We start from the raw sequence: 20,707 nt of genomic DNA on the forward strand, positions 1-20,707 counted from the left end.
ATTAATAATTATGCATATACACTTAATCTCATCTACAAAAGGGAGGCATTATACATATGAAAAAGTGGTTATTAGCAGGCACACTCATCATGAGCGCATCATTACTTGGTGCATGTAGTCAAGAGACAGAAGGTGGAGCGACAGAGCAAAAAACGCTCGTCATGGGGACGAGCGCCGATTATTTCCCATATGAATTTGTCGATACGGCAAACGGTGATGCGATTGTCGGATTTGATATTGAAATCGCGGAGACGATCACAGAACGCCTCGGTTACGAATTGAAGATTGAAGATATGGACTTCGGTAGCTTACTCGGAGCCTTAAACAGCGGGCGTGTCGACTTCGTCATGGCAGGGATGACACCAACAGAAGAGCGTAAAGAGAACGCCGACTTCTCAGACATCTATCTTTCTGCGACAAACTTGATTATGACAAAAGATGAGTCCCTTCAGGCAATCGAAGATTTGTCTAGGAAGAAAATCGGCGTCCAAACGGCCTCGATTCAAGAAAACATCGCAAAAGAACAAGCTCCTGACGCTGAACTCGTATCATTGAACAAGATTCCTGAAATCGTTCAAGAATTGAACACCGGTCGAATCGATGCGATGGTCATCGAGGACACGGTCGCACAAAAATATTTGGACCAAGATGACAACTTCTATACATTCGCTCTGAAAGAGGATGGCGAAAAAGGATCGGCAGCTGCCTTCAAATTAGATGATGCGTTACGTGACCAGTTCAACGAAGAGTTGAACAAGATGATGGAGTCAGGTGAAATCGATGAACTGGTGAAAAAGTGGTTCTCGATGGAGCCGACTGAATGAGACAGGTCGAGCTGCCGATTTATCCCGTCGTCTATCCGACGGGACATCGGTTGAACCAAAATGAGAGTCAGTTCCCGTTACCTGACCGAATCAATAGTCAGCTTGACTCGGTGACGTATGATGACTTACACGAGTATCCGGTCGAACCGATCAATGAATTGTTCGAACGCTACGCTGCGTACGTTGGCGTCACATCTGAGCAACTACTCGTCGGTTGCGGCAGTGATGAGATGATTCATGTCGTGACGCAAGCATTGCTCGCTCCACATGACATCGTCTTGTCTCCGGCACCTGACTTTTCGATGTATCCAATCTTCACGACCATCGCACACGGTCGTCATATTCAAGCCGTTGATTTATCGTATGAAGGAATGGTAGAAGCGATTGAGACATATCATCCGAAGCTTCTCCTTCTTTCAAATCCGAACAATCCAACCGGGAAGCTGTGGACCGTAGATGAGTTGACACATCTCGCCTCTCTCGTTCCGTATGTCGTGGTGGACGAGGCGTACATGGACTTCTCACCAAATAAAAGCATGATTTCGTTCATTGCCACCCTTCCGAATCTCATCGTGCTCCGCACGATGTCAAAAGCGTTCGGATTGGCGAACGTACGAATCGGATTCATGGTGACAAATAGCGAACTCGCACACTATTTCCGCCAGTTCATCCCCCCGTTTAACATTAGCGGAGTGAGTGCGAAAATCTGCAATATCTTCTTAAAAGATGCGACTTATCTTCAAGAAACAATCGAATGGCATGACGAGATGCGGCAAAAGTGGGCCCAAGCCTTTAAATCAATCGGTCATGTCCTCCCTGCCACGACGAACTTCTTGTATGTCGAGTTAGAGCAACCTGAAGCGGTGTGGACCCATTTGACTGACTTGAACGTACATACGTCGAAACAACCGACGGGGATTCGAGTGACAATCGGTGACGAGGTGGCACTCATTCGTACATTTGAAGCGATTCAGCAATACATTAAGTCCACGAACGTCAAAAACTCCTGAACCTCGTGTTCAGGAGTTTTTGTCAGTCGATCGTCTTGATCACACGCGCCGGATTCCCTCCGACAACCGTCCGAGGCGGTACATCTTTTGTGACGACGGCACCGGACGCGACGACGGCCTCATCTCCAATCGTCACACCCGGATTGATGATGGCCCCACCGCCAATCCATACCCGGTTCCCGATGGTCACCGGTTTTCCGTACTCATATCCCGAGATGCGTTCAATCGGGTCGATCGGGTGTGTCGCCGTATAAATATGTACGCCCGGTGCGAGCATGCAGTCATCCCCGATCGTGATCGGACAGATGTCTAGGAAGACACAGTCAAAATTCGCATAGAAGCGTTCTCCCAAATGAATGTTGTACCCGTAATCACATTTGAAGCTCGGTTCGATATAATACGATTCTTTCGTCGAACCAAGTAACGCACCGAGAATCTCTTTTCGCTCTTTCAAATCGTCGATTCCTGAACGATTGAATCGCTCAATCAACCGCCGGGCATGCTTTCGGTCTTCGACGAGTGTCTCATCACTAGCGAGATACAGTTCTCCCCGAATCATCTTTTCTTTTTCTGTCATCAATATCCCTCCTCATGAATTAGTATAGAGGATTTTCAGACGGTTTAGGGAATAGAGACTATGATGAGAAGAAGGAGGTAGATGTGATGAAACGGATATTAGACTGTCGGGCAAGTGATTTTATTACGTTCAATCGTCAAGATTTAGTCGATTCGATTCGAAAAGCGGAAGGACGAACGGTCATGGCCGAGGTCATCCCGACGGTGCAACCGCTCTATCCGGAAGTGACGAACGCGGAACTCGCGCGAGCATTCGGGGCCGATTTGATTTTGCTGAACATGGTGGATGTATTCCACCCTTATATTAAAGGGCTAGAGAGTCATGCGTTGTTCGGCGAGATGCCTGGTGAAGAGATATCTGACCATCCCATCCTCGAATTAAAGCGTTTGGTCGGCCTACCGATTGGAATCAACTTAGAACCTGTCGATTTTTCAGAAAAGTCGTCTGAGATGAATGAAGTGAAGCGTGGCAGACTCGCTTCGATTGAGGCGTTCCAAAAGGCATCAGAGCTCGGCATCGACTTCGTCTGTCTGACAGGCAACCCGAATACCGGGGTCACGAATGAAGCGATTGAACAAGCGATCATTCAGGCACGACGGGAGTTTGTCGGCGTCATCATTGCCGGGAAGATGCATCAGGCTGGTGTCGGAAATGTGTTGGACCGTGACGCTTATATCCGTTTTGTCGAAGCCGGGGCTGACATCATTTTATTACCCGCACCTGGAACCGTACCCGGTGTTCGTGAAGAGGCGTTCCATGAACTCGTGCAAGAACTACAAGCGCTCGGTGCCCTCACGCTAGCGGCAATCGGAACGTCACAAGAAGGGGCTGACGTTGCGACCATTCGAGACATCGCACTCTCATCGAAGCGTGGCGGAGCGGATATCGTTCATATCGGTGATGCCGGATTGTCTGGGATTGCCGTCCCGGATAACATTCAAGCCCTCTCGATTGCGATTCGAGGGCGACGTCATACATACATTCGCATGGCTGCCTCGGTCAATCGGTAATCATTCTGTTTCCAAAACTCGGCCTACTGCCCGAGTTTTTTGTTTGCATTTTTTATCATCTTAAGTGAACAAAAACGTAACAATTACGTTTTATATTGACAATGATAATCGTTATCGGTTGTAATGAAGGCTGTCATTATAACTAGCGATTGAGGTGAGCACCATGACTTTTGATTTATGGGCATTTTTGATTGAAAACATCGAGGCTGCAGGAGCAATCGGTGGATACGTCGCAATCTCGATTATCGGGATCGCTTTATTAACGAATGCTTCGAGGGGAAAACTAAATGGAGAAAAACCGATCGGTCCAGTTTGGGCACAACCGATTATCGGAGGTCTGCTTGGGGTCATCCCTGGATGTGGAGGGACGATTGTTGCTTCATCTCTGTATAAAAACAAGAACTTAACTTTTGGCGGTCTATTTGCCGCATTCATCACAACGCTCGGCGAAGGGTCTTTTGTATTACTCGGAGCTTCAGCCGAGGCAAGTGTCACAGCAAACTTATCGGCGTTCATCATCGTGAACGCAGTCGGACTCGTCGTCGGTATATCGATCGGTTACGCGATCGATGCTCTCGGTATCTCAATCAACAGTGCGACGATTCCTACTGAAACTAAACCGCGTGAACGTGAACATGCAGAAGGTGTGATGACACTCACACATCGTTTCATCGAAACATACGGTTTTTATCTCATTCTTTTGATGAGCATGATTTTAATCCCGAGTTCCGTCATGGCTTTATGGGGTGGCGGGATTGATGCGCTCGACAAGTTATCTGTTGTAGTCGCCATGACGCTGACGATTTTTAGTATTGTCTACTACGTTGTGTATAAATATACGTATAAAGGGATCGGCTGTGCCAAAAAAGATGGAGTCATGTCCACGTTGAGACATGCCGTCTATGACATCGCATTCGTTGTCACATATGTATTCATCGGACTGTTCGTAGCAAACTATATCATCGATGTATTGGTAGGACCTGACGCATTCGAGTCATGGATGACCTCTTCGGCAATCGTTGTCGTAGTCATCGCCGCGCTAATTGGGGCGACACCTGGTTGCGGAGGGATGATCGCTGTCGCCGTTGCTTTCACGACCATCGATCAGTTTCCAATCGCGGCACTCATTGCATCTGCAATTGCCACGAGTGGGGACGGGATTTTCCCACTTTTAGCATCGAATAAAAAAGATGCCCTTGTCATCACAGTAGCTAGCACAGTGATTGCCATTGTCGTGGGGTACCTCGTGTTAGCGTTAGGCATTTAACTTAAGAACAATAGACGAATGGACTCGCGATTATGCGAACCCATTCGTCTACTTAATAATTGAACATTGTGACTATATGATTACCATTCCGTGACGTCTCGACGAGGTTTCGCCGGTGTTGTCGTCCCGTGACGCTTGGCGAGCAGTTCCTCCACGTCCTCTAAACGGACACCTTTTGCTGCCAATAAGACGAGCAGGTGATACAGAAGGTCGGCCGACTCCTCGACCAAGTTTTCATCTGTCATCGCGGCAATGACGACCTCGAACGATTCTTCACCAAACTTCTTCGCAATTTTTTCTACACCTTGATCCAACAGATACGTCGTGTAAGAACCTTCCTTCGGTTCATCTTTTCTTGATTGGATCAATTTCTCCAACTCATGAATCATGCGCTCACCTCCGTGAAGAAACAGCTTCGATTTCCGGTATGACATGTCGGGCCGTTCGCGTGGACACGGACGAGAAGCGCGTCCTGGTCACAGTCGACGTGGATGCTGACGACGTCCAGTGTGTTGCCGCTCGTCTCCCCTTTCATCCATAACCGTCCCTTTGATCGGGACCAAAACGTGACGACCCGTTCACGAAGCGTCTTTCGGATGGCCTCGTCGTTCATATATCCTAGCATGAGAACCGCACCGTCTTCGTCCGAGACGATGATGGCTGAAATCAGTCCATTTTCGTCGTAACGAACCGCATCGGCAAGTTGTGATTCGTGCATACGTGCTTCACCTCTTCTACTGTCGTTTTTCGGTCATGTAAGATCGATGCGAGAAGGGCGGCATCGACTTTCTCTAACGCTTCGACCACGTGCTCGGCATTGCCTGCCCCACCGGATGCGATAATCGGAATGTCGACGACTTCACGCAATCGCTCCAAAATTGCAAGGTCATACCCGCTTTGCTTTCCGTCTTGGTTCATGGACGTGACAAGGAGTTCACCCGCCCCGAGTGCGGCCACTTGTTTCGCCCATTCGACTGCCAACAGGTCTGTCTTCTGTTTTCCACCATATGTGTACACGTAATATTCGCCGTCTTCAAATTTCACGTCGATTGCGACGACGATACATTGCGAACCGAAACGATCGGCCGCTTCCCGAATGAGACTTGGGGATTCGACAGCGAGCGTGTTCAACGATACTTTGTCCGCTCCTGCTTTTAATAGTGACGAGATGTCCTCGAGTGAGCGAATCCCACCACCGACCGTCAACGGGATGAATACTTTCCTTGCCACCGCACTGACGACATCGAGCATCGTCTGACGTCGCTCGGTGCTTGCGGTGATGTCGAGAAAGACGAGTTCATCGGCACCGGACTCATCGTAATATTGTGCGATTTCGACCGGATCTCCAATGTCACGCAATTGAACGAATTCAATCCCTTTGACGACACGACCTTCTTTCACATCGAGACAGGGAATAATTCTGCGTTTAAGCATAACGCGCCTCCCATTCAATCAGTTCATCGATACTTACTTTACCGGAGAGGAGCGCTTTGCCGACGACCGCCTCATCAATTTTGGCCATCTTCAGTTCCTTCACGTCCTCTTCGGTCGTCACGCCGCCTGAAGCGATCAGGGTGACGTCGACGATTTGACGTAACGCCTTCATTCGAGAAACGTTCGGTCCGCTCAGTTTTCCGTCGGACCCGATGTCGGTGTATAGAATCGTCTCAATGCCTCGTTTGACGAGGTCTTGGGCGACCGAGATGTCATCGAGCTTTGTCGCTTCCTGCCATCCGTTGATGGCGACCTTCCCGTCATATGCATCGAGTGCCACAGCGACTCGTTTGCCATACTTTTCAATCGCCTTGTCTAAAAAGTCAGGATCCGTGAACGCCTTCGTCCCTAACAGGACACGGTCCGCACCTGTTTCCATGACCGCCTCAAGTGACGCTTCTGAACGAATCCCGCCTCCTGTCTGAACGAGGAAGCCAAGAGACTTCGCATAGCGGACGACGTCTAGGTGACGCGGCTCCCCTGCCTTGGCCCCTTCTAAATCGATCAAGTGAATCATCGGGACTTTCCCTTGCCACGTTTTTAACAGTTCATACGGGTCACCATATTGCTCTTCAGTTGAAAAGTCGCCTTCTGTCAAACGGACAATCTTGCCTCCAATCAAATCAATGGCGGGTAGTAATCTCACGCTCGACCGCCTCCTTCCATTCTTGAAGTAAACTGAGACCGAACGTCCCGCTCTTTTCCGGGTGAAACTGCATGCCCATGACGAGCCCTTTTTGAACGATTGCGGGAACTTTCTCACCCATGTAATCCGCTTCCGCCACAATGTAGGCATCATCTGTCACGGCATGATAAGAATGGACAAAGTAGACATCCTCATCACGAAGGATCGAGTTCCATCCGACGTGTGGAAGGCGCTTCGCACGCATCCGCTCGACCGTTCCGGGAATCAACCCGAGACCTTTCGTCGGCATGCCTTCCGTGCTCGAATCAAACAAGAGCTGCATCCCAAGACAGATCCCTAAAAACGGTTTTTCCGTCGCCATCTTTTGCAATAACGGGATGAGCCCCGTCTGTTCGAGTGATTGCATCGCTTGTGGGAAGGCCCCGACCCCAGGAAGTAAAATCGCGTCCGCCTCTTCAATTTGATTTGCATCGTTCGTGATCACGACGTGGCAACCGATGGCTTGTAACGCTCGTTCGACGTTAAATACGTTTCCCATACCATAATCGATGACCGCTACTTTCATCCTTCAATCCATCCTTTCGTAGAAGGGAGACGGTTCGTCCCATCGCTCGAGACCGCCTCGGCAAGTGCTCGTCCGAACGCTTTGAACAACCCTTCAATCATGTGATGTGAGTTCGACCCGTAAAGGACAGCTAGATGCAGTGTGAGTCGACCATTCATGGCAACGGCCCGAAAGAACTCTTCGGCGAGTTCGGTATCAAAATCACCGAGTTTCGGATTGCGAATGTCCGCTTGATAGACGAGGAAGGGACGCCCTGACACATCGATGACCGCTCGAGCTAACGTCTCATCCATCGGCATATAGCTCGACCCGTAGCGACGGATCCCGACTTTGTCCCCGAGTGACTTGGCGATGAGCTGACCGAGTGCGATCCCGACATCCTCGACCGTATGGTGGGCATCGACCCACGTATCGCCTTCCACTTTCACGCTTAAGTCCATCTGACTGTGAAAGGCAAGCAACGTCAACATGTGATCGAAGAAGCCGACCCCCGTTTGGATCGAACTTTCACCGGTTCCGTCCAGATTTAATTGAATATCAATTTTTGTCTCTTTCGTCTCACGCTTTAGTTCAGCTGTTCTCAACAGAATTCACCTCTTCAATCGTTTGTCTGATATAGGCATACGCCTCATCTGTCCCTGCACTGACACGTAATCCATCCGGAAACGCACGTACATGGACGCCTTTTTCTAGGAAGCGGGATGCCCATCCCTCACTGTCATCGGTTTTGACATAGACAAAGTTGGCACGGCTCGGTAAAATCTCACCGATTGGTCGTAACAACTCGGTTAATTTCTCCCGTTGCGCCGAATGGAACCGAATCGACTCTTGGATATACGTCTCATCACGCAATACAACGTTGGCGACCGCAGCACTGAGTCCGCTCACATTGAACGGTGAACGGAAGCGGTCGATCTGTTCGATGATTTCTTCAGATGCAATCATGAACCCAATCCGGAGGTTCGCTAGACCGAACGCTTTCGATAACGTCCGTAAAATGATGACGTTCGCATGTTCGTTCAACCGTGATACAAATGAATCTTTCATCGTAAAATCGATATACGCTTCATCTACGACGAGGTAAGGGACACGTGTCGCAATGTCAGACAGTTCGTCAAGTGTCCACATCTTGCCGGTCGGATTATTCGGATTCGAGATTAAGACGAGCTTCGGCTCAGTCGTTTGAATGACTTTGATGAGTGACTCGTAACTCAAACCGTTCTCACTCGGCTGCGTGAACTGCCCTCTCGCAATTTGTGTGTAAATGCCGTACATCGAGAAGTCTGGAGCCGGTGCGACCACACGCTCTTCCGTATCTAAAATGGCTTGACTTAAGATGGCCAATAGCTCGTCGCTACCGCTCCCGACCATCAGTTGTGTCGCCTCAACTCCCGCATAGTTGGCATAACTCGCTTTTAAAGCCAGTAATTCTTCGACCGGATAACGGCTTAGTGCTTCGAGTGACACGTCTCGAATCACTAGTTCTAGCCGTTCTGGTAGCGGATATTGACTTTCATTTTGATTGAGCGCGTATCCTGAAACGGCATGCGGCACATAACGAGGGATGTTCTCATAATTTCGTCTCATTTGTCCTCCATCCGAACAGCCATCGCACGGGCATGTCCTTCTAATTGTTCCTGTTTGGCGATTCGAATCGCAGCTTTTGTAACCGTCTCATCAAGTTCTTTCATCTCGAGGAACGTTTGGCGACGATAAAAGTCGTCAACCGACAGGCCGCTCGAGAATCGGGCCGTCCCACTCGTCGGCAAGACGTGGTTCGGTCCGGCGATATAATCTCCGAACGCTTCCGCAGCCTCGTGTCCGAGGAAGAATGACCCACCGTGTCGAATCGCTCTCATCAACGTCTCAGGATCTTTGACAGCGAGCTGAACGTGCTCGGCAGCCATCGTGTTCGCATACTCGATTGCTCCTTCGATTGTCCGATACGAGACACCACCTCGTTTCAATGACTCTCTTGCAATCTCCTGGCGTGGTAATAGCGTCAGTTGTCTCTCAAGCTCTTGCTCCACTTGATCACGGAGGATTTCTGACGTGACGAGTGCGATCGCCGTCGCCTCCACGTCATGTTCCGCTTGTGCGAGCAAATCGGCAGCGACCCATTTCGGGTTCGCCGTTTCGTCGGCGATAATCAACACCTCGGACGGTCCGGCGACCGAGTCGATGCCGACAATGTGAGATACGAGCGCTTTCGCTGTCGCGACATACGCATTACCGGGACCAACAATCTTATCGACCGGACGAATCGTTTCTGTCCCGTATGCGAGTGCGGCAACGGCTTGTGCGCCTCCGACGAGATAACATTCATCGGCTCCGGCGATTTTGGCTGCAATCAATAGGGAGATGTCGATGCCGTCTTTTTTAGGTGGGGTGACCATGACCACTCGTTTCACACCGGCCACTTTCGCCGGAATGATGTTCATGAGTACGCTCGATGGATAGACGGCTGTCCCGCCCGGTACATAAACACCGACGGAATCAAGTGCCATATATCGCCGACCGAGTCGAAACATCGTGTCTTCGATCTTCTCATCTGGTCTCACTTGGTGAGCATGGAACGCTCGAATTCGTTCAGCCGCCAGCGTCAACGCTTCCGTCAACTCTTCATAAGCTGGTGGGGGGGTAAAACGGGACAAATCGATTGATTCGATTGTGTCGACACCGTCAAATTGTCGCGTCCATTCTAAAAGTGCCTCATCCCCGCGCGCTTCGATTGATTCTACAATCGGTTTCACCGCCTCTGACCATGCCTCACGCCGTGACCGATTCGTTTCTGTACTCATACATTCTCCCCCTGACTGAGCTTTCGAATCCATGACTTCAGTTCGTCGGGTTGATCCGCTAAAGCCGTTTCACTCGTAATGAACTTTGCATTGATGGAAAAAATCGTCTCATATTCTTCTAAGTCGTTCGCGGCCAATGTCGCACCTGTTTCGACGATGTCGACGATGCAATCGGCAAGCCCTGTGAGCGGTGCGAGTTCGACCGAACCATTTAACGCGATGACTTCCACATTCTGTCGTTTCGATGCGAAGTGTGAGATGGCGATGTTTGGATATTTGCTCGCCACTTTTAATTTTTTCGTCCCGTTACTTCGCGCGATCGGTCCACATACGGCCATCCGACAGCGACCGAACGGTAAATCGACGACCTCGAGCACACCAGGCGTCTTCTCTCGTAAAATATCGCCACCGACAATACCGACATCCGCCGCACCGTGCATCACATACTTATAGACATCGTCCCCTTTAACGAAAATAAATTCATGATTCCTTACTTGTACCGTCAGCTCGCGTCCACGTGTTTCCGGCCATACCGGTAAATCACGTTCAACGAAATATTGACGGGCCGCCTTTTCGATTCGTCCCTTCGCGACCGCTACTTTCATTTGATCACCTCATCTAACTGCTCTAAATCAAGTGACATCCCGAACGCCCGTCTTGAGTGTCCAAAATGTCCATATAGCGAATCATACCGTCCCCCCGATAGGACACGTTTCCCTTCGATACTACCTGTCACAGTCAAACCAGAGTAATAGTCAAAATCTCCGGTCTGACCGAAATCGTAAGACACACTCAATCCGATCGCACGCAAATGTTTTACTGCCTCATCGACTTCATCGATTGCTTCTTTTAATGATACCGGTGCGTCAGCCTGCAGCTCTTCAAGTGCAGAGTTCCCAATCAAGAATGGTAGTTTCGCAATCAATGGATAGCGATACGTCTCAGCGAGTTCACGTAATGACTCCAAATTGCGGAGAGCCAATATCTTTCGGAATGTCCGCTCTTGAATTCCCGTTTCTTTCGCAATGAGCGAGATGACAGAGGCAGATCCGATTTTGATTGTTAATCGGTCATTCGGCAGGACTCCTTCTGTCATATCGAGAAAAGATTCAATCAGATGACTATCTCTCTCTTCTCCGTCGACCCACTCGAGTCCGAGCTGTTGCCGTTCATGCGGTTGTCCCGAATGTTTGACAGTCCGACGGTAGACGGCACCAGCGTAAGCGACACGCATCGGTTGATCCCCGTCTGCCAACTTTCTTGCGATTTGTAATGTATAGTCAGGCCGCATGACGAGAAGTTCCCCGTCATTGCCGAACAATCGATAATAAGCCGACTCGTCAAAGAGCGCCAAGTTTTGATAATGAGAATAATATTCGAGTAGCGGTGGATCGATGACTGCATAACCGCTCGCTTCCGCCTTCTCTAAAAATGACAACATCCATCGTTTCGGACGGATGACATCTCCTGATTGAAGTTCATACCAGCCTTCTGGAATCGAACCTTTCGAATTAGACCAAATCATAATACCCACCCTTTATCTTGTTATCACTTTACCAAACTAAAGTATTGTGTTAAATTTATCAAACACAGTCACAGCTGTCAACCGATTGAACTGAAAAGGACGTGAAACCAATGTTTAACTTCACCCATGATGGTCATGTGCATACACCGTATTGTCCACACGGCACGAAAGACCCGATTGAACACTATATTCAAGTCGGGATCGGGAAAGGCCTGCAAACGATGACGTTCACAGAACATGCGCCATTCCCCCGAGCGTTCAGCGACCCTGTACCGAATCAAGATTCAGCGATGTCGATTGACCTTCTTCCTGATTACCTCGATACGTTGCATGAGATGAAACAACATTATAAGGATTCCATTGACATAAAAGTCGGGCTAGAGGTCGACTTGTTGCCACATCTAGAAGAAGAGACGATTGATTTACTAAAACCGTACGCACCGTTACTCGATGAAGTCATTTTGTCACAACACTTCTTATATGTAGATAATCTATACATGCCCGTCGATTATTCTGCTGAAACGTTTGACGACCTTGTTCGAACGCTCGGTTCATTCGAGGACGTCACGAAAGCTTACTATGACTCGATTGCACGTAGTCTCGTCTTCCCGTGGGAAGACATCCGTGTCGCTCGAATCGGTCATCTTGACCTCCCAATCAAATATCAAAAGAACTATGACTGGGATCGTTCGCTAGTAAAACAAGAGGAAGAACGTCTCTTGCGTGTGATCGCCGACCAAGGATTCGGGCTTGATTTCAATACGGCCGGGCTAAGAAAGCCTGATTGCGGTGAGGCTTACGTTACAGGTCTCGCAAAAATCGCCAATCAGTTACACATTCCATTCACGTTAGGGTCGGACGCACATCTCGCAAACGATGTTGCATCTGGATTCGATGTCATTGCACAAAAAAAAGCCACGTTCCTGTGAACGTGGCTTTTGACAGCGATCTAGCAATCTAGATCCCCATGCTATGGTTGACAACGATATGGCGTTCCATTTCTTCATCTGTATACATCATACCACATCAAATGATAGTTGCAATAAAAAAGGGTGAAGATTTCACCCTTTTAATCACATCGCTGCGTATAACGTTTTTAAGTCATTTGTCGCTGATTCGTCCATTTGGAGAGCCACGAGCTCGACATATTCAAGCGCCGGATCTTTATCGTCCGATAAGGCAACGATTTCTGCTGCCGCTTTATCAAGTGCCAACAAGATGCCTGATACGCCAAGAGTCGGATAGAAACGGAGTAACGCACGAACATGCTTTATTTCAGACACTTCGTTGCCGTTGATCGTCAACGATTTCACTGCCAATTCCTTATGCATGCCGATCGCGAATTTATCTTCCCACACTTCTTCCAAAGTGATTAAGGCTTCTACTTCATATGCACCATCTGTAAAACGAACGAGTTTTTCCATAATCAAATTCCCCTCTCTTGAATCTAATTTCATTATAAATGAGATTTCAGAGAATATATTGTGAAATATTGAACATTATGTGTAAAATATGTCTCACTTCATATTGAACAAAAAAAGGCCCCTTAGAGAAGGGGCGAATAATGGAAGAGTAAAACACCATTGGCAGTACATTAATAATATATCACTTAATGAAAACGTTTACAATAAATTTTTGTACACTTTTTCAAGTGGCATATGTAACACTTCAATCCCGCTTTCGCGCATTAACTCTAACCCGTCGCCATGCTCATAACCGACCGCATAGACGACACGTGCGACTCGTGCGGCAATCAAGGCGAGCGAACAGGCATGGCACGGTGAATGCGTAACATATGCTGTTGCACCAAAGGCGTTCGTTGAATCGGCAGCCAATTTTCCAATCGCATTGATTTCGGCATGAATTTCGTGTTGTTTCGACCAGTGATGGTGATCATACGGATCTGTACATTTGACATATGTCACACCATCACGAATGAGTCGTGCCGGCTCGTTCATCATATCTAGATCAGTCGACGCCACGTAGTCCATGTGTTTATAAAACCCATCCTCTTGCTTCATATAAATTTCATTACAATTCGTATGACCTGACGGGGTCCCGTTCAAGCCGATCGAAATCGGCTTTTCATCTTTTACGATGACGCAGGCCACACTTTTAGATGCACATTTTGAGTGCCGCTCGGCCATCATATCTGCGAACAACAACCACGTCTCATCCCACAATCGTTGTTTTTCCACGAAGTCCCCTCCTTAATATGACGTACAAAAAGAAAGTCTGAGTTCACAGACTTTCTTTCCTCAATAACTTGAGTCATTCGGTAGTTCTTTATTTTTCGAGGCAATCTCAATGACCTTCTCTTTCAATTCATGCTCCATGCGGTCGAGTTCACGCTCGGCGTCACGACGTTTTTGTTTCCCTTCTTGTTGAATGCGCAACGTCTCATCCAACGTCGAAAGTAAATTCTCGTGAGCGACTTTCAGTGACTCCACAGATACGATTCCTTTTTCATTCTCCTCGGCGATCTCAATTGAGGAGTCTTTCAACATCTTCGAGTTTTGCTCGAGTAACTGATTTGTCGTCTTTGTGACATCTTGTTGCATCCGTAACGCCGTCTTTTGTCGAGTTAGGCTGAGCGCAAGAACGACTTGGTTCTTCCAAAGCGGTATTGTGTTCACTACCGCTGATTCAATCTTTTCAGCAAGAATTTGGTTGTTCTGTTGAATGACTCGAATTTGGGGTGCCATTTGGAGGCTAATCGTACGGCTTAACTTCAAGTCATGCAATTTTTTCTCAAAACGGTCTGCCAACTGGATCATGTCGTTCAGTTGTTGGAGCTTCGATTGGTCTTTAGACACTTCTACTTCTTGTCTTAGTGGTGCAATCTCGTTTTCGCGGACATGGTCAAGCTTTGTCTCGCCCGCGGCGATATAGACGTTTAGCTCTTCAAAATAGCGCTTATTCTTGTCATACATTTGATCAAGCATCGTGATGTCTTTCATGAGCCCGAATTTGGCGCGATCTAAGTTATGAATGACCTCTTCTAAATAAACGTTCATTTTTTCGAACTGAAGTTTATAGTTTTCGGCTTTCTTCTTTGCCCGACCGATGAGCGGCAAGTTATCCATAAAGCTCTTCTTCTCGGGTTGAAGCATATCTGGATCCATTTTTCGTACATTTTGCATCAAATCAGATAATAGTTTCCCTGCTTCCCCACCATCTTTCATCCGAACTTCCGTTAAAATTTGGTCAGAGAACTGCGAGAGTTCACGCTGGACGTTTGATCCGAATAACATGACCGAATCCGTCTTCTTGATATCGATCGATTCTGCCAATCGTGTGATGCGTTCACGATGCTCCTGGGGTACGTCCGGTTTGGCTTGAATTGCTGGCACCTCATGCGTCTGTGAAACGGACGACCATTCCACAGACGGATCACTAAACCCCTCGGTATCTGTTTTTGTTTCTGTTTTCGTATCAGATGTCAACTCTTCTTCCGGCCATGACTGCCAGTTCGTTTCATTCGATGAAGTCATGTTTCTTTCTCCCTTCCGGCTGATCAGACAAGACTCGTTCCATCATGATCAGTTCACGTTCAAAGTCTACGGCGTCATCTTCTAAGAGACGTCCGCGCTGTTCTTTAAATTTATCGACAATGAGTCGCATATTCGTGATTAATTGCTCCCGAGTCTCTTCTTGAATGACGACCCGTTTTCCTTCAAGTTCTTTAAATTTCAAAACGACCGAGACGAGTGAGTCTAGATAAAATGTGAACAAGTCTCGTACATGCTTCGCATCCTGTGGGTTTTCGAAAAGCTCTTCGAACAAGTCGTGTGCTTCTTTCGAAACAGCTTTCATTTCACGTCGGACTTCGACATCCTTAATGTCGGGAAGGATGCGGTCAATCTGCTGGAGCTTTTCATATCCCTGTTCAATCGTTCGTTGCAAAAACTGAAGTTCTAAATCATCTGTCGCTTCAAATTGGCGTGTCGATACAGGTTCTTCAATCGGTTTTAAGATCCTTGAACCAGAGAATGGTTCGTCCTCATCGAGCAACAGTTTTTTCTTTGCACGCTTCGCGACCATTGTCGGAGTTCGCTGACGTTGTTTACGCTTGTTCGTCGACCACATTTCATTCAAGACGAACGCACCTACGATAATGAATAACCAGGAGAAATCGAATACGCTGATGGCAAAATATATGACCACCCCTGTCAGGGCCCATTTCATCCATGTTTTCATTCTGTTCACCTCATCTCATGTTACTTCTATTGTACATTACGGAACCAGTCAAAAAAAGTTTCGACATCCCATTCATTTTAGCATATCAATCATCCATGGTCCCTCCGTCCATAGGTGTAAATCAAGTACCTATATCGACTACTTTCCCGTTGCACGACTAAAAAAACCGTAGACTACTAGAGCCTACGGTTCAATACTCATACGTTCAGCCACGTCGAAACCATGACGATAGCTACTGTGACAGGGATGATATAACGCATAAGTGCATGCCAAACTGGATAAAGCTTCATTCCCGGTTGTGATGTTTGAATTTCATCTTTCAAAATACGTTGATCGACGATGTATCCGACAAAGATGGACGTCAATAGTGCCCCGACCGGCATCAAAATATAGCTGACGAGATAATCCATCGTATCGAAGAACGTACGCCCATTCCAGACTTGCCACTCATTCAAAATACCGAATGATAATGCAGAAGGCACACCGACAATGAAAACGAGAAGGGTTGCGACTACTGTCACTTTCTTTTTTGACCATGCTGATTCTTTTTCATTCAAGCGATCGGTCACGCCAGCGACGACAACTTCTAACATGGCGATTGATGATGTGATTGAAGCAAATGCAAACAATAAGAAGAACAAGACCATGAAGAATCCACCGAGCGGCACTTGATTGAAGACAGCCGGTAACACGACGAAGAGCAATGCTGGACCTTCGGCTGGGTCAAGTCCTGATGCGAAGACTGCTGGGAAGATGGCAAGACCTGCCAAGATTGACACTGTGATGTTTAATAAAACGATCATATTCGCCGAGCGATTCAACGTCCCCCTCGTTTTAATATAGGACGCGTATGTCAGCATCGCCGCTACACCTAACGACAAGGAGAAGAAGGCTTGTCCGAGTGCGAATAGGACCGATTCCCCGGTCAGTGCAGAGAAATCAGGCTGTAAGAAGAAACGAACTCCTTCCATCGCCCCGTCAAGCGTCAACGAACGGATGACAAGAACTAAGAAACTGATGAACAATAGTGGCATCAAAATCTTACTCATTCGTTCAATTCCTCCCTCGACCCCACGTAAAACGATGAGGAGCGTGATTAAGAGGAATAAGAACTGGCCGAGGACGGCGATTTCCGGTGTCGATACTACACGTTCAAACACCTCACCAAACTCGCTTGCAGACTGTATGTTCAAAGCGCCACTCAACCCAAGTCCGATGTAAATCAAGACCCAGCCTCCAATGACACTATAGAAGGAAAGCAACAAGAAACATGCAGTTACACCTAGATAACCAATGACGGACCAACGTCCATGTCCTAGTTTTTTAAATGCGAGCAGTGCGGTCTTTTGAGTTGAACGACCAACGATAAACTCGCCAATTAATAATGGGAGACCGAGTAAGAGCGTGAATGCCAGAAACATGAGTAAAAAGGCACCGCCTCCACTCGTCCCGGTGACGTATGGAAATTTCCAGATCGCCCCTAAGCCGATTGCCGAACCTGCGGCAGCTAGTATGAATCCAATTTTTGAGGCGAATGAATTTTGCGCCATGAATACCCCTACTTCCTGTTTTTCATTTCATTTTCATAATAATAGTGAAATACTAACACGGTTCAAAGGTCAGAACAACAAAAAACAGAGAAAAGTCTGAATACTTTTCTCTGTTGATGCTTTATGGTGTAAAAAATGTAAGTGCCTGCTCTTGAATGGTGATCGACAGTTGATCAGATTCGAAATGTTCACCATCGACATCAATGATTTGAGGTTCTGTTAAGCCTACTTCGATTTGCTGAGTCTGAAAATGGTTCCATTCCGTCGATTTTTGATCAAGGCCGAGCTGTTGGGTCAGCAATTGCTTGATCATCGGAAAACCGATGGCCGAACTGTGCACAACCTCTAACAGTCCATCAGAGAAGGATTGCGTTTCTAGTTTTGTCGGGACTGTCCCCAAGTAACTTCCGTTTCCTACATAAAGAAAACTCACATTCCCTTCAAATAGGATGTCATTCCCTCGGCGTAAAACAATCTCAAACGGATCCACCTCGCGAAACTGACGAATCGTAGCTAAAAAATATCCGATTGACCCTAAAGATTCTTTCTCATCCGGATCGATTTGACGGGACGCATCCGCAATCAAACCGACTCCAACGAAGTTGAGTGCATACATGTTATTTACTTGAATGACGTCGACATGTTGTTCGTGAGTCGAACGGATGATTTCCGCAGCCTGTGACGGTTGAATCGGCAGTTCGAGTGCTCGAGCAAAGTCATTACACGTACCGGCAGGAATAATCCCTACTGTCGGACGATCGGCACGCTCTAACGTCATCAATCCATTTACTACTTCATTTAGTGTCCCGTCTCCCCCGATGACAATCAGATGGTCGAACGTTCCACTTTCTTTTGCAAACCGGAGTGCATCCCCGATTTGTTGCGTTTTCTTAATGATGATTTCTTCATAGAGCGATTCAATCGTTCCGATGACCTCACCGAGCATCGTTTCGCTCGTTCCGGACTTCGGGTTTGATATGATCATCGCTCTCATAACAACCCTTCCTGCTCCAAGAAATCTTTCGCTACGTCGTAAGCACGTTCATTTCCATAGGCGACACGTCTATTCAGTTCAGACATTTCTTCATCAGTAATTTTTCCGCCTAACTGATTCAGCGCATCTTCGATTTCTGGATACTCTTCAAGTGTTTCCTCTTTTAAAAGTGGTGCCCCTTGATACGGCGGGAAGAACTGACGGTCATCTTCGAGCACGACCAAATCATTTTCGGCAATGTCAGGGTCAGTCGCATAGGCATCGACTAAGTTGACATCTCCGCGAGAGATGGCACGATACCGTAATTTTTGTTCCATGGATACGACGGATGGGAAATCAAACCCGTATTCGTCCTGCAATCCAGGATACCCGTCTTCACGGTCCGTAAATTCAAGGGTGAACCCAGCCTGAATATCCGATTCGACATTTCGCAAGTCTGAAATCGCTGTGATATCTTCTGCTTCTGAATAGTCACGAGGAATCGCAAGCGCATACGTATTATTGAACTGCATCGGTTCGAGCATCACGTACCCGTCTTCTGCAAGTGCGTCTCTCGCTTGCTCATAAACTTCACGGGCATCGTTCGACTCAGGTGTCTCTTTGACGAGACTGGCGAGTGCCGTCCCGGTAAACTCAGGATAAAGGTCGACATCACCAGATTGGAGGGCCCCCCATACGAACGTCGTCTCCCCAAAGTTCGGTTTAACGGATACAGATAAATCCGTCTCTTCTTCAATCAACAGCTTGTACATGTTCATGAGAATCTCCGGCTCCGGTCCAAGTTTACCCGCAACGACGAGGTCGGTCTCTTGCGAGCGACCGAATGCGAGCGGTGTGACGATGATGAGCACGAGCACAGTAGAGGCCGCAATCAACTTTGTCTTATTGCGTGTCGCAGTTGCCCCTTCCATCTGACGCAACAAGAAATCAAACAATAGTGCCAAAATAGCGGCTGGAATGGCTCCAAGTAAAATTAAGTAATTATCATTGCGGTTGATCCCTAGCAGTATGAGCGTACCAAGACCACCTGCTCCGACGAGGGCGGCAAGCGTCGCCGTTCCGACGATGAGTACCATCGCTGTACGAATCCCTGCCATGATGACGGGCAAAGCAAGAGGAAGCTCGACTTTCATCAAACTTTGATTCGGTTTCATCCCACAAGCTCGAGCCGCTTCAAGTAAGGATTGATCTACTTCGTTCAGCCCGGTGAACGTATTTCGTAATATCGGAAGAAGCGCATATAGAACGAGCGCAATGATTGCAGGTAACGCTCCGATTCCTACAAGCGGAATCATCAATCCGAGGAGTGCTAGAGAAGGAATGGTTTGAATGATTGCAGTGACACCGATTGCCGTCTCAGCAATTTTTTTACGCCGCGTCAGCCAAATTCCGAGTGGTACGGCAATTAGTACGGCAATCAAAAGCGATACGACCGAGAGCTGCAAGTGCTCAATCAGCGCCTCGACAAGTTGGCCTTGTCTATTTTGGAACGTCTCAAGCATCTACCTCACCTCTTCCGCGTTGTGTAAATTCTAGAACGAATGGATCGTCACTTGCTAATATCTCTTCTGGTGTCCCGACGAGCATTAGTTCCCCATCTCTCATCAAGGCGATCCGGTCCCCTAGTTTCATCGCTTCCTGCATGTCATGGGTGACAAAGAGAATCGTCTTTCCGAGTTCATCATTCAATCGTTTTATGTCATCCTGCAACTGTCCACGACTGATTGGATCAAGTGCTGAGAAAGGTTCATCCATCAAGATGACGTCCGGGTCTGCCGCTAATGCGCGCAACACACCGACTCGTTGTTGTTGTCCGCCCGACAGTTCAGAAGGCTTTTTAGAACGCAACTTCGAATCAAGCCCGGCAATCTTCATCAATTCGGTCACTCGATCTTTTGTGCGTTCCTTTTTCCATTTTAACAGTTCAGGCACGACTGAAATGTTTTCCTCCACTGTCAAATGCGGAAACAAGGCAATCTGTTGTAGAACGTAGCCGATGTTTCGGCGTAGTTCGTAAATATCGAATTGATAAATTTCTTTTCCATCAATCAGTATTTTGCCATCAGTATGGTCAATGAGACGATTCACCATCTTCATCGTCGTGGTCTTTCCACAACCGGATGGTCCAATCAACACAAAAATTTCTCCTTTTTGGACCGTTAAGCTTAACTCTTTGACGGCTAATGTCCCGTCTTCATAACGTTTAGATACATCTTGAAACTCAATCAACCTAATCCCTCCTCG

The 20,707-nt window shown here is 47.7% G+C and carries 21 protein-coding genes and 2 pseudogenes; 5 read left to right on the top strand and 18 right to left on the bottom strand.

Features of this window, described 5'->3' with window-relative positions; all coding sequences use genetic code 11:
* The first annotated feature begins 56 nt into the window (after nucleotides 1–56).
* Both KNP00_RS00865 and KNP00_RS00870 read left to right on the top strand, forming a co-directional pair.
* Nucleotides 57–824 (top strand): transporter substrate-binding domain-containing protein, encoded by a 768-nt coding sequence (locus KNP00_RS00865; protein WP_215141388.1) that lies wholly within the window; start codon nucleotides 57–59, stop codon nucleotides 822–824.
* Nucleotides 821–1,834 carry a pyridoxal phosphate-dependent aminotransferase gene (locus tag KNP00_RS00870; RefSeq protein WP_215141389.1) on the top strand — a complete coding sequence of 338 codons (1,014 nt, stop codon included), beginning with the start codon at nucleotides 821–823 and terminating at the stop codon, nucleotides 1,832–1,834. Before KNP00_RS00865 ends, KNP00_RS00870 begins: the two co-directional genes overlap by 4 nt.
* A 22-nt stretch (nucleotides 1,835–1,856) precedes the next feature.
* Here KNP00_RS00870 and KNP00_RS00875 read toward each other — a convergent pair whose 3' ends face one another.
* On the bottom strand, nucleotides 1,857–2,411 hold the full coding sequence (locus KNP00_RS00875; RefSeq protein ID WP_276312636.1) for a maltose acetyltransferase domain-containing protein: 555 nt from the start codon (nucleotides 2,409–2,411) through the stop codon (nucleotides 1,857–1,859).
* Nucleotides 2,412–2,497: 86 nt separating this feature from the next.
* Between KNP00_RS00875 and KNP00_RS00880 the strand changes: the two genes are divergently transcribed.
* Both KNP00_RS00880 and KNP00_RS00885 read left to right on the top strand, forming a co-directional pair.
* Nucleotides 2,498–3,421, top strand: coding sequence for a DUF7916 family protein (locus tag KNP00_RS00880; protein WP_215141392.1), 924 nt, complete (start codon nucleotides 2,498–2,500; stop codon nucleotides 3,419–3,421).
* 163 nt (nucleotides 3,422–3,584) lie between these two features.
* Nucleotides 3,585–4,688, top strand: a complete 1,104-nt coding sequence (locus tag KNP00_RS00885; protein ID WP_215141394.1) for a putative manganese transporter — start codon at nucleotides 3,585–3,587, stop codon at nucleotides 4,686–4,688.
* Nucleotides 4,689–4,768: 80 nt separating this feature from the next.
* Here the strand turns inward: KNP00_RS00885 and hisIE are convergent.
* The 9 genes and pseudogenes from hisIE to KNP00_RS00935 form a co-directional block, all read right to left on the bottom strand.
* Nucleotides 4,769–5,406: pseudogene (hisIE, locus tag KNP00_RS14350) on the bottom strand (bifunctional phosphoribosyl-AMP cyclohydrolase/phosphoribosyl-ATP diphosphatase HisIE).
* A complete protein-coding gene (gene hisF, locus KNP00_RS00900) occupies nucleotides 5,355–6,122 on the bottom strand; it encodes an imidazole glycerol phosphate synthase subunit HisF (protein WP_215141401.1) in 768 nt (255 codons plus the stop codon). Before hisF ends, hisIE begins: the two are co-directional and overlap by 52 nt.
* Entirely contained in the window at nucleotides 6,115–6,828 is a 714-nt protein-coding gene (gene hisA / locus KNP00_RS00905; protein ID WP_215141403.1) for a 1-(5-phosphoribosyl)-5-[(5-phosphoribosylamino)methylideneamino]imidazole-4-carboxamide isomerase, read from the bottom strand. The genes hisF and hisA overlap by 8 nt, the downstream gene beginning before the upstream one ends.
* Entirely contained in the window at nucleotides 6,806–7,393 is a 588-nt protein-coding gene (gene hisH / locus KNP00_RS00910; RefSeq protein WP_215141405.1) for an imidazole glycerol phosphate synthase subunit HisH, read from the bottom strand. Before hisH ends, hisA begins: the two co-directional genes overlap by 23 nt.
* On the bottom strand, nucleotides 7,390–7,977 hold the full coding sequence (hisB, locus tag KNP00_RS00915; RefSeq protein WP_215141407.1) for an imidazoleglycerol-phosphate dehydratase HisB: 588 nt from the start codon (nucleotides 7,975–7,977) through the stop codon (nucleotides 7,390–7,392). Before hisB ends, hisH begins: the two co-directional genes overlap by 4 nt.
* Nucleotides 7,964–8,980, bottom strand: coding sequence for a pyridoxal phosphate-dependent aminotransferase (locus tag KNP00_RS00920; protein ID WP_215141409.1), 1,017 nt, complete (start codon nucleotides 8,978–8,980; stop codon nucleotides 7,964–7,966). The genes hisB and KNP00_RS00920 overlap by 14 nt, the downstream gene beginning before the upstream one ends.
* Nucleotides 8,977–10,194, bottom strand: a complete 1,218-nt coding sequence (gene hisD, locus KNP00_RS00925) for a histidinol dehydrogenase (protein ID WP_215141411.1) — start codon at nucleotides 10,192–10,194, stop codon at nucleotides 8,977–8,979. Before hisD ends, KNP00_RS00920 begins: the two co-directional genes overlap by 4 nt.
* Nucleotides 10,191–10,799, bottom strand: a complete 609-nt coding sequence (gene hisG / locus KNP00_RS00930) for an ATP phosphoribosyltransferase (protein WP_215141413.1) — start codon at nucleotides 10,797–10,799, stop codon at nucleotides 10,191–10,193. Before hisG ends, hisD begins: the two co-directional genes overlap by 4 nt.
* Nucleotides 10,796–11,719: an ATP phosphoribosyltransferase regulatory subunit gene (locus KNP00_RS00935; RefSeq protein ID WP_215141415.1), complete on the bottom strand. Its 924-nt coding sequence runs from the start codon at nucleotides 11,717–11,719 to the stop codon at nucleotides 10,796–10,798. Before KNP00_RS00935 ends, hisG begins: the two co-directional genes overlap by 4 nt.
* Before the next feature lie 110 nt (nucleotides 11,720–11,829).
* Between KNP00_RS00935 and hisJ the strand changes: the two genes are divergently transcribed.
* Nucleotides 11,830–12,648, top strand: coding sequence for a histidinol-phosphatase HisJ (gene hisJ / locus KNP00_RS00940; protein ID WP_215141421.1), 819 nt, complete (start codon nucleotides 11,830–11,832; stop codon nucleotides 12,646–12,648).
* 144 nt (nucleotides 12,649–12,792) lie between these two features.
* Here the strand turns inward: hisJ and KNP00_RS00945 are convergent, their stop codons facing one another.
* The 8 genes and pseudogenes from KNP00_RS00945 to KNP00_RS00980 all read right to left on the bottom strand — a co-directional run.
* On the bottom strand, nucleotides 12,793–13,143 hold the full coding sequence (locus tag KNP00_RS00945) for a hypothetical protein (protein ID WP_215141422.1): 351 nt from the start codon (nucleotides 13,141–13,143) through the stop codon (nucleotides 12,793–12,795).
* Between the two features lie 198 nt (nucleotides 13,144–13,341).
* On the bottom strand, nucleotides 13,342–13,917 hold the full coding sequence (locus KNP00_RS00950) for a deoxycytidylate deaminase (protein ID WP_215141423.1): 576 nt from the start codon (nucleotides 13,915–13,917) through the stop codon (nucleotides 13,342–13,344).
* Nucleotides 13,918–13,977: 60 nt separating this feature from the next.
* Nucleotides 13,978–15,213, bottom strand: a complete 1,236-nt coding sequence (locus KNP00_RS00955) for a toxic anion resistance protein (protein WP_215141424.1) — start codon at nucleotides 15,211–15,213, stop codon at nucleotides 13,978–13,980.
* Entirely contained in the window at nucleotides 15,197–15,919 is a 723-nt protein-coding gene (locus KNP00_RS00960; protein WP_215141425.1) for a 5-bromo-4-chloroindolyl phosphate hydrolysis family protein, read from the bottom strand. Before KNP00_RS00960 ends, KNP00_RS00955 begins: the two co-directional genes overlap by 17 nt.
* 197 nt (nucleotides 15,920–16,116) lie before the next feature.
* Nucleotides 16,117–17,469 (bottom strand): sodium-dependent transporter, encoded by a 1,353-nt coding sequence (locus tag KNP00_RS00965; RefSeq protein WP_215141427.1) that lies wholly within the window; start codon nucleotides 17,467–17,469, stop codon nucleotides 16,117–16,119.
* A gap of 121 nt (nucleotides 17,470–17,590) precedes the next feature.
* Nucleotides 17,591–18,463: a diacylglycerol/lipid kinase family protein gene (locus KNP00_RS00970; protein WP_215141429.1), complete on the bottom strand. Its 873-nt coding sequence runs from the start codon at nucleotides 18,461–18,463 to the stop codon at nucleotides 17,591–17,593.
* Nucleotides 18,460–19,965 (bottom strand): ABC transporter permease/substrate-binding protein, encoded by a 1,506-nt coding sequence (locus KNP00_RS00975; RefSeq protein ID WP_215141431.1) that lies wholly within the window; start codon nucleotides 19,963–19,965, stop codon nucleotides 18,460–18,462. Before KNP00_RS00975 ends, KNP00_RS00970 begins: the two co-directional genes overlap by 4 nt.
* A gap of 10 nt (nucleotides 19,966–19,975) precedes the next feature.
* A pseudogene (locus tag KNP00_RS00980) lies at nucleotides 19,976–20,692 on the bottom strand (ABC transporter ATP-binding protein); the annotation flags it as partial.
* Nucleotides 20,693–20,707 lie beyond the last annotated feature (15 nt).

The organism is Exiguobacterium qingdaonense (assembly GCF_018617855.1).
GTDB lineage: Bacteria > Bacillota > Bacilli > Exiguobacteriales > Exiguobacteriaceae > Exiguobacterium > Exiguobacterium qingdaonense.